Source organism: Agrococcus sp. SCSIO52902 (assembly GCF_022983135.1).
Taxonomy (GTDB): domain Bacteria; phylum Actinomycetota; class Actinomycetes; order Actinomycetales; family Microbacteriaceae; genus Agrococcus; species Agrococcus sediminis.
The window spans coordinates 2,219,653-2,231,314 of the sequence record NZ_CP095269.1 but is presented as its reverse complement, the minus strand read 5'-3'; the positions used below and the strand labels follow the sequence as shown (position 1 = coordinate 2,231,314).

Annotated in this window: 15 protein-coding genes; 8 read left to right on the top strand and 7 right to left on the bottom strand. The window is 73.3% G+C overall.

All coding sequences use genetic code 11. The annotated features are described in order from the left end of the window. Nucleotides 1-91 precede the first annotated feature (91 nt). Nucleotides 92-709: a biotin transporter BioY gene (locus MU522_RS11035; RefSeq protein WP_128189696.1), complete on the bottom strand. Its 618-nt coding sequence runs from the start codon at nt 707-709 to the stop codon at nt 92-94. A 65-nt stretch (nt 710-774) separates the two neighbouring features. Here MU522_RS11035 and MU522_RS11030 point away from each other — a divergent pair, with 65 nt between their 5' ends. The 3 genes from MU522_RS11030 to MU522_RS11020 all read left to right on the top strand — a co-directional run bounded on the left by MU522_RS11030 (nt 775) and on the right by MU522_RS11020 (nt 3,899). Then, nucleotides 775-1,530, top strand: coding sequence for an isocitrate lyase/phosphoenolpyruvate mutase family protein (locus tag MU522_RS11030; protein ID WP_246990989.1), 756 nt, complete (start codon nt 775-777; stop codon nt 1,528-1,530). A 72-nt stretch (nt 1,531-1,602) separates the two neighbouring features. Beyond that, the gene (locus tag MU522_RS11025) at nt 1,603-3,213 is read left to right on the top strand and encodes an ABC-F family ATP-binding cassette domain-containing protein (protein ID WP_281440005.1); all 1,611 of its coding nucleotides are present in this window, start codon (nt 1,603-1,605) and stop codon (nt 3,211-3,213) included. Nucleotides 3,214-3,215: 2 nt separating this feature from the next. Further along, nucleotides 3,216-3,899, top strand: coding sequence for a trimeric intracellular cation channel family protein (locus MU522_RS11020; protein ID WP_246990986.1), 684 nt, complete (start codon nt 3,216-3,218; stop codon nt 3,897-3,899). A 10-nt stretch (nt 3,900-3,909) separates the two neighbouring features. Here MU522_RS11020 and MU522_RS11015 read toward each other — a convergent pair whose 3' ends face one another. The 3 genes from MU522_RS11015 to MU522_RS11005 are packed head-to-tail and all read right to left on the bottom strand — an operon-like array spanning nt 3,910 to nt 5,266. Next, entirely contained in the window at nt 3,910-4,707 is a 798-nt protein-coding gene (locus MU522_RS11015; protein WP_246990983.1) for an SURF1 family protein, read from the bottom strand. Further along, a complete protein-coding gene (locus tag MU522_RS11010; RefSeq protein WP_146356440.1) occupies nt 4,707-4,928 on the bottom strand; it encodes a hypothetical protein in 222 nt (73 codons plus the stop codon). The genes MU522_RS11015 and MU522_RS11010 overlap by 1 nt, the downstream gene beginning before the upstream one ends. Nucleotides 4,929-4,939: 11 nt before the next feature. Then, the gene (locus tag MU522_RS11005; protein ID WP_146356088.1) at nt 4,940-5,266 is read right to left on the bottom strand and encodes a DUF3099 domain-containing protein; all 327 of its coding nucleotides are present in this window, start codon (nt 5,264-5,266) and stop codon (nt 4,940-4,942) included. A 60-nt stretch (nt 5,267-5,326) separates the two neighbouring features. On the opposite strand from MU522_RS11005, the gene fabG reads away from it, so the two are divergent. Both fabG and MU522_RS10995 read left to right on the top strand, forming a co-directional pair. Then, nucleotides 5,327-6,034, top strand: coding sequence for a 3-oxoacyl-ACP reductase FabG (gene fabG, locus MU522_RS11000; RefSeq protein WP_246990980.1), 708 nt, complete (start codon nt 5,327-5,329; stop codon nt 6,032-6,034). 25 nt (nt 6,035-6,059) lie between these two features. Next, nucleotides 6,060-6,452: an SRPBCC family protein gene (locus MU522_RS10995; protein WP_205649664.1), complete on the top strand. Its 393-nt coding sequence runs from the start codon at nt 6,060-6,062 to the stop codon at nt 6,450-6,452. 93 nt (nt 6,453-6,545) lie between these two features. Here MU522_RS10995 and MU522_RS10990 read toward each other — a convergent pair whose 3' ends face one another. From MU522_RS10990 to glgC, 3 genes are read right to left on the bottom strand one after another with little or no spacing between them, the layout of a single operon-like run. Continuing rightward, a complete protein-coding gene (locus tag MU522_RS10990; RefSeq protein WP_246990978.1) occupies nt 6,546-7,277 on the bottom strand; it encodes a metallophosphoesterase family protein in 732 nt (243 codons plus the stop codon). Between the two features lie 8 nt (nt 7,278-7,285). Continuing rightward, complete coding sequence (gene serB / locus MU522_RS10985) at nt 7,286-7,930, bottom strand: phosphoserine phosphatase SerB (protein ID WP_246990976.1); 645 nt, start codon at nt 7,928-7,930, stop codon at nt 7,286-7,288. Continuing rightward, complete coding sequence (glgC, locus tag MU522_RS10980) at nt 7,927-9,165, bottom strand: glucose-1-phosphate adenylyltransferase (RefSeq protein WP_246990975.1); 1,239 nt, start codon at nt 9,163-9,165, stop codon at nt 7,927-7,929. The genes serB and glgC overlap by 4 nt, the downstream gene beginning before the upstream one ends. 78 nt (nt 9,166-9,243) lie before the next feature. On the opposite strand from glgC, the gene glgA reads away from it, so the two are divergent. The 3 genes from glgA to MU522_RS10965 all read left to right on the top strand — a co-directional run bounded on the left by glgA (nt 9,244) and on the right by MU522_RS10965 (nt 11,579). Then, nucleotides 9,244-10,440 carry a glycogen synthase gene (gene glgA / locus MU522_RS10975; RefSeq protein WP_246990974.1) on the top strand — a complete coding sequence of 399 codons (1,197 nt, stop codon included), beginning with the start codon at nt 9,244-9,246 and terminating at the stop codon, nt 10,438-10,440. 10 nt (nt 10,441-10,450) lie between these two features. After that, nucleotides 10,451-11,236: an ABC transporter ATP-binding protein gene (locus MU522_RS10970; protein ID WP_128190199.1), complete on the top strand. Its 786-nt coding sequence runs from the start codon at nt 10,451-10,453 to the stop codon at nt 11,234-11,236. Nucleotides 11,237-11,330: 94 nt separating this feature from the next. After that, the gene (locus MU522_RS10965) at nt 11,331-11,579 is read left to right on the top strand and encodes a type B 50S ribosomal protein L31 (RefSeq protein ID WP_128190198.1); all 249 of its coding nucleotides are present in this window, start codon (nt 11,331-11,333) and stop codon (nt 11,577-11,579) included. The last annotated feature ends 83 nt before the right edge of the window (nt 11,580-11,662 follow it).

The window sequence follows — 11,662 nt, the reverse complement described above, 5'->3', positions numbered from 1 at the left end:
GCGCGCCCCATCCGCCGCCGGCCGGCGTTCCGACGACGGAGGGTCCGCACCGTCGCGGTGCGGACCCTCGTCGTCCGGGGAGCGGATGCGGTCAGTCGGCCGCGCGGTCGAGGGCGCGGACGCCGGCCCACGCGGCGGGCATCGCCGCCGCGGCGATCGCCCACTTGACGATGCCGCCGACGATGAACGGCGTGAACCCGAAGGCGAGCGCCGTCGGCAGGTCGACGGGCGTGCCGAGCGCGGCGAGCACGGCGGCCATGTAGGGGATGCCGAACACGAACGGGATGAGGCTCGCGAGGCCGAAGAGCGCGATGGCGAGCAGCGGGCGGCGGTCCCAGCGCCGCTCGGCGAGCCAGCCGACGACCGCGGCGGTCGCGACGAAGCCGATGATGTAGCCGAAGCTCGGCGTGCCGACGGCGGCGATGCTGCCGGTGAAGCCGGCGAAGACGGGGGCGCCGGCGAGGCCGAGGCCCAGGTAGCCGGCGAGCGCGGCGACGCCGCGGCGGAAGCCGAGCGACGCGGCGACGAGCATGACGCCGAGCGTCTGGCCGGTGATCGGCACGGGCCACATCGGGATCTCGACCTGCGCGAGCGCGGCGACGACGGCGATGCCGGCGACGACGAGGAGCAGGTCCTTGACCAGGGTGCGCTGCCCGACGAGGGCGTCGGCGAGCACGGTGCGGCGCGAGAGGGCGGGGGCTGCAGTCATGGCGACAGCCTAGGACGACGCGGATGCCCGGGCGGCATCCCAGGCGGCCCGCCTAGCATCGCCGCATGAGCGATCTCGCACGCAAGGCCTCCACGCTGCTGTCGATGCACGACGAGCTCGTCGTGCTCCCCACCGTCTGGGACGCGTGGTCGGCGCGCGCCGTCGTCGACGCCGGCTTCGCCGCGCTGTCGATCGGCAGCCATCCCGTCGCCGAGTCGCGCGGGCAGGCGGACGGCGAGGGGATGTCGCTCGCAGAGGCGCTCGAGTCCATCGCGCGCATCGCCGCCGCCGTCGACGTGCCCGTCAGCGCCGACCTCGAGTCGGGCTACGGGGCGCCGCCCGCCGAGCTGATCGACCGCCTGCTCGAGGCGGGCGCCGTCGGCCTCAACGTGGAGGACACCGTGCACGGCGAGGACCGGATGCGCGAGCCGCAGGAGCACGCCGACTACGTCGCGGGCCTGCGCGCCGCGGCTGACGCCGCCGGCGTCGACGTGGTGATCAACGCGCGCACCGACGCGTTCGCCCGTCCGGAGCTGCACGGCGCCGACCCGCTCGAGCAGGCGATCGAGCGCTGCCTGCTCGCCGAGCAGGCGGGCGCGCGCTCGCTCTACCCCGTGAAGCCGCCGAGCCCGGAGGCCGTCACGAGCATCCTCGAGTGCGTGACCCTGCCCGTGAACGTCACCGCGCATCCGATCGACGGCTCGGTGTTCGGCGACCTCGCGTCGACCCGCGCGGCGGGCGTGCGGCGCGTGACCTTCGGGCCCCGGCTGCAGGCGGCGCTCACCGACGAGATCGGCTCGCTCCTGCACCGCTGGCGCTGACGCCGGGCCGCTCGGCGGGTAGCATGGAGGGCTGGGCGTGCCGCCCGCGACCCCCACCCCGACAGGACCGACATGATCGACGTGCGCGAATTCGAGCTCTCCGTGGGCCCGCGCACCCTGATGACCGACGTCTCCTTCCGCATCTCCGCGGGCGACAAGATCGGGCTCGTGGGCCGCAACGGCGCCGGCAAGACCACCATGACGAAGGTGCTCGCCGGCATCAGCGACGACCGCGACGGCCACACCTTCTCCGGCACCGTCGAGCGCTCGGGCGAGATCGGCTACCTGCCGCAGGACCCGCGCTCGGGCGACCCGAAGCAGACGGCCCGCCGCCGCATCCTCGACGCCCGCGGGCTCGGCGAGCTCGTCGAGGGCATGCGCCTGGCGACCGAGCAGATGGGGGAGGGCGGCAGCGTCGCCGACGACGCGATGCGCCGCTACAGCCGCCTCGAGGACCGCTTCCTGGCGCTCGGCGGCTACGCGGCCGAGGCCGAGGGTGCCGCGATCGCCTCGAACCTGCAGCTGCCCGACCGCATCCTCGACCAGCCGCTCGAGACGCTCTCGGGCGGCCAGCGCCGCCGCATCGAGCTCGCGCGCATCCTCTTCTCGGGCGCCGACACGATGCTGCTCGACGAGCCCACCAACCACCTCGACGCCGACTCGGTGGTGTGGCTGCGCGAGTTCCTGAAGGGCTACCAGGGCGGGCTGCTCATCATCAGCCACGACGTGCAGCTCGTCGAGGAGACGGTGAACCGCGTCTTCTACCTCGACGCGAACCGCCAGGTGATCGACATCTACAACATGTCGTGGAAGCTGTACCTGCGCCAGCGCGAGGCCGACGCCGAGCGCCGCAAGCGCGAGCGCGCGAACGTCGAGAAGCAGGCGAGCCAGCTCGAGCTGCAGGCGGCGAAGATGGGCGCGAAGGCCACGAAGGCCGTCGCGTCGAAGCAGATGGCGAAGCGGGCCGAGCGGATGCGCTCCGGGCTCGAGGACGTCCGTGCCGTCGACCGGGTGGCCAAGCTGCGCTTCCCGAAGCCGGCGCCGGTCGGGAAGACGCCCATCATGGCGCGCGACCTGTCGAAGTCGTACGGGTCGCTCGAGATCTTCACGGCCGTCGACCTCGCGGTGGACCGCGGCTCGCGCGTCGTGATCCTGGGCCTCAACGGCGCCGGCAAGACGACGCTGCTGCGCATCCTCGCCGGCGTCTCCGAGAGCGACACGGGCGAGATCGAGCGCGGCCACGGCCTGCGCGTCGGCTACTACGCGCAGGAGCACGAGACGCTCGACGTCGAGCGCTCGGTGCTCGCGAACATGCTCTCGGCATCGCCCGACATCACCTCGACCGAGGCGCGGCGCGTGCTCGGCTCCTTCCTCTTCACGGGCGACGACGCCGACAAGCCCGCACGCGTGCTCTCGGGCGGCGAGAAGACCCGCCTGTCGCTCGCGATGCTCGTCGTCTCGAGCGCCAACCTCCTGCTGCTCGACGAGCCGACGAACAACCTCGACCCCGCGAGCCGCGAGGAGATCCTCGGCGCGCTCGGCGCCTACGAGGGCGCGGTCATCCTCGTCAGCCACGACGAGGGCGCCGTCGAGGCGCTCGACCCCGAGCGGGTGCTCATCATGCCCGACGGCACCGAGGACCTCTGGAGCCCGGAGTACCTCGACCTCATCGGGCTGGCGTAGCGGTGGAGGAGCCGACCGGCTGGCTCGCCGTCCTGCGCGACGGCTTCTCGGCGGTCGGCATCCTGGCGTTCGCCATCTCGGGCGCGCTGCTCGCCGTGCAGAAGCGCATGGACGTCGTCGGCATGGCGGGCCTCGCGGTCGTCACCGCGACCGGCGGCGGCATGATCCGCGACCTGCTCATCGGCGCGACGCCGGTCGCGGCGCTCGTGGACTGGTGGATGCTCGCGGTCGCCCTCGCGGGCGCGCTCGTGGTCTTCGTCCTCCACCGGTGGATCGAGCGCCTCGACCGCCCGGTGCTGGTGTTCGACGCGATCGGGCTCGGCATCTTCGCCGTCGAGGGCGCGAGGAAGGCGATCGACTTCGGCGTCGGACCGGTGGGGGCGGCGTTCGTCGGCATGCTCACGGGCATCGGCGGCGGCATCCTGCGCGACGCCCTCGCGAACGAGATCCCGGCCGTGTTCCGCCGCGAGTCGCGGCTCTACCTCCTGCCCGCGCTCGTCGGCTCGAGCGCCGCGGCGGCCGCGGTCGAGCTCGGCGTCGGCAACTGGCTCGTGCTGGGCCTGATCGCCCTGCTCGTGTGCGGGCTGCGCATCGCGAGCGAGCTGCTGCACTGGCGGGTGCCGGCGCTGCGCACCGAGGCGATCCCGGTCGTGCGGCGCGACGACCCGGACGCCGACGCCCGCTAGCGACCGCTCGCTAGCCCCGGTCGAGGATGTCGTCCTCGACGTCGGCGTCCGTGCGCCGCACGCGCTCGGGCCGGGGCGTCGCCGCGGCGCCGCGCAGCTCCTCGCGCAGGCCCCACGCGACGGCCGCGTAGCCGCCGAGCGCGAAGACGAACCACTGCAGCGTGTACGACAGGTGCGGGCCCTCGTCGAGCACGGGCCGCGCGGCGATCGCGACGTCGCCGGGCGCGGCGCCGCCCTCGCTCACGAGCAGGCCGTACGCCCCGGTGTAGGTCGGCGCGCCGAGCCCCTCGGCGATGGCCGGCAGGTTCACCGACGCGATCTGCCCCTCGGGCGCGCCGCGGCCCGCGATGTCGCCCTCGTTGGGGCGCAGCCGCGCCACGACCGTCGTCGGGCCCTCGGGGGTCGCCGGCGCGCTGACGGGCTCCTCGGCGCCCTCGGCCTGGTCGATCCAGCCGCGGTCGACGACGAAGACGGTGCCGTCGGCCGTGCGGAACGGCGCGATGACGTCGAAGCCCACCTGGCCGCCGCGCCAGCGGCCGCGCAGCAGGAGCTGCTCCTCCGTCAGGTACTCGCCCTCGAGCAGCACCGGCGTCCACTGCCGGTCGGGGTCGAACGCGCCCGGCTGGGGGAGCGCATCCGCCACCGGCACGGGCTGCCGGTCGTAGTTCGACTCGAGCCGCTCGATGGCGGCGAGCGCCTCCTCGCGGCGGTTCCACTGCCAGACGCCGAAGGCGCTGCACGCGATGGCGAAGGCGGTCGCCAGCGCGAGGTAGCCGAGCCAGCGCGGCTGGCGGAGCAGGCGGAGCATCAGGCGACCCGCTCCACGCTCTCGCCGAAGGGCGTCACCGCGACCGGGAAGCCGCGCGACGCGAGCCACGCCTCGAGCTGCGCGCGGTGCTCGTCGCACGCAGCCCAGGTCTTCACGCGGTCGACGGGGTGGATGCGGGGGTTGCGCCAGTGCACCGCGTGCACCGCGTCGGCGGCGCAGCCGGCCGCGGAGCACGGCGTCGCCGTGCCGCCGCCGAGCATCGACAGCAGGCTCACGGGCGCTCGTCCGGGGACGGGCCGGAGGTGCCGGTGCTGCCGGTCGGGGAGCCGCCGGACGGACCCGGCGGCAGCGCGTTCGGCGCGACGCGGCCGACCTCGGGCCCGGTGCTGCCGACCTGGTTGGCGATGACGACGGCGAAGTAGGGGATGAACACGGCGAAGAACGCGGGGATCAGCTTCCACCAGTCGGGCACCACGAAGAAGATGCCGAGGCACGCGACGCGCACGAGCATGAGGATGAGGTACGTGCGGAAGCGCCTCTGACGATCCTCGTCAGGGGAGATCGGGAGGTCGGTGATCGACGCGGATCGAGCTCGCATGGCTCTGGGCAGTCTACGCGCGGCCGCTATGCGCACGCCCTGCGACGTAGGCTGGCTCGCATGACCTCTCGCACCGTGCTCGTCACCGGCGGCAACCGCGGCATCGGCCGCGCCATCGCCCAGTCCTTCCTCGACGCCGGGCACCGCGTCGCGATCACCTCGCGCGACGGCTCCGGGCCGGAGGGGGCGCTGGCGGTCGCCGCCGACGTGACCGACGCCGCCTCGATCGACGCGGCGTTCACGCGGGTCGAGGCCGAGCTCGGCCCCGTCGAGGTCGTGGTCGCGAACGCCGGCATCACCCGCGACACGCTGCTCATGCGGATGAGCGAGCAGGACTTCACCGACGTCGTCGACACCAACCTGGGCGGCGCGTTCCGCGTCGTGCAGCGCGCCTCGAAGGGCATGCTGCGCGCGAAGTGGGGCCGCATCGTGCTGATCTCGAGCGTCGTCGGGCTCTACGGCGGCCCCGGCCAGGTCAACTACGCCGCGTCGAAGGCCGGCCTCGTCGGCATCGCGCGGTCGATCACGCGCGAGCTGGGCGCCCGCGGCATCACCGCGAACGTCGTCGCGCCCGGCTTCATCGAGACCGACATGACCGCCGAGCTCGACGAGCAGACGCAGGCCGAGTACCGGAAGGCGATCCCGGCCGGCCGGTACGGCAGCCCCGCCGAGGTCGCCGGCGTGGTGCGGTGGCTCGCGGGCGACGAGGCCGCCTACATCTCGGGCGCGGTCATCCCCGTCGACGGCGGCCTCGGCATGGGGCACTGACGCCGCGATGGACAGCGGCCGGGCGATGGAGAGCCGGCACCTCTCCGTCGTGATCCGGCGCGACCGGCGCGAGGTCGCCGCGGTCGCGGGCGACCCGGAGCGGCTGCCGCAGTGGGCGGCGGGCCTCGCCTCCGGCGCCCTCCGCCGCGAGGGCGACGCGCTCGTCGTCGACTCGCCGATGGGCGAGGTGCGGGTGCGCTTCGCGCCGCCGAACGACCTCGGCGTGCTCGACCACGACGTGACCCTGCCGGGCGGCGCGGTGGTGCACAACCCGCTCCGCGTGCTCGCGCATCCGCTCGGCGCCGAGGTGGTCTTCACCCTGCGCCGGCTGCCCGGCATGTCGGCGGATGCGTTCGAGGCGGACGCGCGGGCCGTGGCCGCCGACCTCGAGCGGCTGCGGGCGCTGCTCGAGGACTGACGCCGCACGGATCGAGGATCGGTTGCGGATCGAGGACGATGGCTCCTCGATCCGAGACCGGGAGCGGGGGAGTCCTCGCCTCGTGGCGGAGCGTCAGATCCGGCGCTGGTACTGCCCGGTGCGGAGCTCCTCGATCCAGTGCTCGAGGAACGGGCTGCGCATGTCGCGCGCCACGTCGATCTCGGCGTCGACGTCGTAGGGCACGCGGACGAAGCGCACGGACAGCCGGCCGGGCCCGTCGTCGTCGAGGAGCACGTAGGCGGCGGTCGGGTCGCCGTCGAGCGCGTTGCCGGCGCTGCCGGTGTTGAGGAGCCGCCGGCCGCGGCGGACGTCGAGCCACTGGTCGTGCAGGTCGCCGTACACGACGACGTCGGCGTCGCCGACCGGGCCCGTCGCATCCGTCGCCCGGAACATCGCGTCGAAGGTCGCGTCGTCGGCGCCCCAGCGCACCCGGTGGTGCACCGACGTCGACGACGCGTGGAAGAGCCGCACGCGGTGCCCGGCGAGCTGCGCGTCGTGGTGGAACGGCAGGGCGCCGAGCCACGCGACGCCCTCGGGCCCCACCTCGTCGCGGTACCACTCGGGCGCCGACCACGGCGCGGCCGAGGGGTCGGCGACCGCCTCGTCCCAGTTGCCGCGCACGACGACGTCGCACGCCTCGCGCGCCAGCTCCACGACGGCGCGGCCGCGCGGGCCCTTGCCGACGAGGTCGCCGCCGCACCACACCGCATCCGCGCCCCGCTCGCGCGCATCGGCGAGCACCGCCTCGAAGGCGCCGAGGTTGCCGTGCATGTCTGAGACGATCGCGATGCGCTGGCCGGGCACGGTGCGCCTCAAGCGGGGAGCAGCGGGATGAGCAGGCGGAAGTCGGGCTCCTCGACGATCGCCGAGGCCTGCGCGCGCACGGCGGGCTTCGCGCAGAAGGCGACCGAGACGCCCGCGGCACCCATCATCAGCAGGTCGTTCGCGCCGTCGCCGACGGCCATCGTGCGCTCGCGCGGCACGCCGTAGTTGAGGCGCAGCGACTCGAGCGTGTCGCGCTTGGCGGCGCCGTCGATGACGGGGCCGCTCGAGCGGCCGGTCAGGAGCCCGTCGCGCACCTCGAGCCGGTTGGCGCGCGCGTGGTCGATGCCCAGGTCGGCGGCGATCGGGTCGAGCACCTCGTGGAAGCCGCCCGAGACCGCCGCGACGACGCCGCCGCGCTCGTGGACGGCGGCGATGAGCTCGGGCACGCCGTCGGTGACGGTGACCTGGGCGCGCGCCTCGTCGACGACCGACGCGGGCAGGCCGCGGAGGATGCTGAGGCGCTCGGCGAGCGAGGCGGCGAAGTCGAGCTCGCCGAGCATCGCGCGCTCGGTGACCTCGGCGACGTGGCGCTCGGCGGCCGGTCCGACGGCGCGCGCGAGCAGCTCGATCACCTCATCGCGGATGAGGGTCGAATCGACATCGGTGACGACGAGCAGCTGCGCCCCGGTCACTGATGGATCTTCTGGCCCTTGGGCACCGTGACGATGCCGGAGGCGGAGACCGAGAAGCCGCGGGCGCGGTCGGCGTCGTGGTCGACGCCCACCTGCACGCCCGGACCGATCTCGACCTCCTTGTCGATGATCGCGCGGCGCACGACGGCGCCGGCGCCCACGCGCACCTGGTCGAACAGGATCGCGTCGGAGACGGTCGCGCCGGCGTCGACGACGCACCAGGGGGAGACGACGCTGCGCACGATCGACGCGCCCTGCACGACGGATCCCGCGCCGACGATCGCCTCGTTGACGTCGGCGGCGCGACCCCACGCATCCCTGGTGAACTTCGCGGGCGGCGCGTTCACGGTCTGCGTGTAGATGGGCCACTCGCGGTTGTAGAGGTTGAAGATCGGCAGCGCCGAGATGAGGTCCATGTGCGCGTCGAAGAACGACTCGATCGTGCCGACGTCGCGCCAGTAGTACTTGTCGCGCTCGGTCGCGCCCGGCACGGTGTTGTTCTTCAGGTCGTACATGGCGGCCTCGCCGCGCTCGACGAACCAGGGCACGATGTCGCCGCCCATGTCGTGGTTCGAGCCCTCGAGCTCGTTGTCGGCCGTGACGGCCTCGACGAGCGCGTCGGCGTCGAAGACGTAGTTGCCCATCGAGGCGAGCACCTCGCCCGGGGCGACGACGAGGCCGGATGCGTCGGCGGGCTTCTCGTGGAAGGCGCGGATGATGCCGGGCCGGTCGGCGTCCTCCTCGATGACGCCGAACTGGTTGGCGAGCTCGAGCGGCTGGCGGATGCCGGCGACGGTGGCGCGCGCGCCGGAGGCGATGTGCGCGTCGATCATGTCGCGGAAGTCCATGCGGTAGACGTGATCGGCGCCGACCACGACGACGATGTCGGGCTTCTCGTCGGCGATGAGGTTGAGCGACTGGAAGATCGCGTCGGCGGAGCCGGCGAACCAGTGCTTGCCGGTGCGCTGCTGGGCGGGCACCGAGGTGACATAGGAGTTCAGCATCGACGACATGCGCCACACCTGCGAGACGTGGCGGTCGAGCGAGTGCGACTTGTACTGCGTCAGCACGACGATCTGCCGCAGGCTCGAGTTGATGAGGTTCGAGATCGCGAAGTCGATCAGGCGGTACGCGCCGCCGAACGGCACCGCGGGCTTGGCGCGGTCCGCCGTCAGCGGCATCAGCCGCTTCCCTTCGCCGCCGGCGAGCACGATCCCGAAGACCTTCTTGTCCATGTCGTCACCCTATGCGCCCGCCCTGGTCGCCACCAGGGAGCGCGCCGCCGCACGGGCCCGCTCGCGTACTGTGATGCCATGCGCGTCGACCTGGTCACCAAGGAGTACCCGCCGGCCATCTACGGAGGCGCCGGCGTGCACGTCACCGAGCTCGTGAAGGCGCTGCGGCGCTCGATCGAGGTGCAGGTGCGCTGCTTCGGGCAGCCGCGCGACGAGGCGGACACGACCGCCTACGACGTGCCGGCCGAGCTCGCCGACGCGAACGGGGCGCTGCAGACGCTCGCGGTCGACCTGCAGATCGCGGATGCGGTCGCCGGCTCCGACCTCGTGCACTCGCACACCTGGTACGCGAACGAGGCGGGCAGGCTCGCGCAGGAGCTGCACGGGATCCCGCACGTGGTGAGCGCGCACTCGCTCGAGCCGCTGCGGCCGTGGAAGGCCGAGCAGCTCGGCGGCGGCTACCGCATCTCGAGCGACATCGAGCGCCGGGCGTACGAGGCGGCCGACCGCGTGATCGCGGTGTCGAACGGCATGCGCGCCGACATCCTGCGCTCCTATCCCGCGCTCGACCCGGAGAAGGTCGTCACGATCTACAACGGCATCGACCTCGAGGGCTGGGCGCCGAACGTCGACGCCGACCGCGCCCGCGAGCTGGGCCTCGACCCGGATCGGCCCTCGGTCGTCTTCGTCGGGCGCATCACGCGCCAGAAGGGGCTGCCGCACCTGCTGCGCGCCGCCGCGGCGCTGCCGGAGGACGTGCAGCTGATCCTGTGCGCCGGCGCGCCCGACACGCCCGAGATCATGGCCGAGGTGAAGGGCCTGGTGCAGGAGCTGCAGCAGACCCGCGAGGGCGTCGTGTGGATCGACGAGGTGCTCCCGCGCGACGACCTGCGGGTGCTGCTCACGCACGCGACGACCTTCGTCTGCCCGAGCGTCTACGAGCCGCTCGGCATCGTGAACCTCGAGGCGATGGCGTGCGGGGCACCCGTCGTCGGGTCGGCGACCGGCGGCATCCCCGAGGTCATCGACGACGGCGTCACCGGCTTCCTCGTGCCGATCGACCAGGTGCAGGACGGCACCGGCACGCCCACGGATCCCGATCGCTATGTCGCCGACCTGGCGGATGCGCTCACCCGCATGGTCGCCGACCCCGAGGCCGCGCGCCGCATGGGCGAGGCGGGCCGCCGGCGCGCCGCCGAGCACTTCGACTGGGGGCGCATCGCCGAGCAGACGCGCGAGGTCTACGCGGCGGTGATCGCCGAGCGCGCTCGGTAGGCTCGCTCCTATGGCCAGCGTCCTCGAGCTCCACGACGTCTCGTTCGTCCGTGGCGGCAACCGCATCCTCGATCAGCTCTCCTGGACGGTCGACGAGGCCGACCGCTGGGTGATCCTGGGGCCGAACGGCGCCGGCAAGTCGACGATCCTGCAGATCGCGGCCGCCACGGCGCATCCGACCTCCGGCACGGCGCACGTGCTGGGGGAGCGGGTCGGCGGCGTCGACGTCTTCGAGCTGCGCACCCGCATCGGGCTCGCAGCCACGGGGCTCGCGCGACAGATCCCCGCGACCGAGCGCGTCGGCGACGTCGTGCTGACGGCCGCCTACGCGGTGACGGGCCGCTGGCGCGAGCGCTACGAGTCGTTCGACCTCGAGCGCGCGGCCGAGGTGATGGACGCGTGGGACCTCACGGGCCTCTCGACCCGCACCTTCGGCACGCTCTCCGACGGCGAGCGCAAGCGCGTGCAGATCGCGCGAGCGGTGATGACCGACCCCGAGCTCATGCTGCTCGACGAGCCGGCGGGCAGCCTCGACCTCGGTGCGCGCGAGTCGCTGCTGCAGTCGCTCGAGGAGTACGCGTCGAGCCCGCTGGCGCCCGCGATCATCATGGTCACGCACCACGTCGAGGAGATCCCGCCGGGCTTCACGCACGGCATGCTGCTGCGCGAGGGCCGCGTCGTCGCGGCCGGTCCGCTCGAGGACGTGCTGACGGATGCGCACCTCACCGAGACCTTCGGGCTCCCGCTCGAGATCGCCCACGAGGGTGGCCGGTGGGCCGCTCGCGCGACGCGCTGAGGCTCGCCCGCACCCCGACCACCTGATACACTCGTCAGTCGGCCCGCACGTTGGCCGAAGGACTTTCCGCGCTCGAGCGACACCAAGGACGACCATGAAGACCGAGATCCACCCCGACTACCAGCCGATCGTGTTCCGCGACCTCGCCTCGGGCGAGACGTTCCTCACGCGCTCGACGATCACCAGCGACAAGACGATCGAGCTAGACGGCGAGACGTACCCCGTCATCGACGTCGAGATCTCGAGCGCCTCGCACCCGTTCTACACGGGCAAGCAGCGCATCATGGACTCGGCCGGCCGCGTCGAGAAGTTCAAGAACCGCTACAAGGGCTTCGGCGGCTGATCGCAGCCGCGAGACCTCGGGCGCGCAGCGCCTGACACGCAGGGCGACGGGCTTCGGCTCGTCGCCCTTCGTCGTGCCCGCGG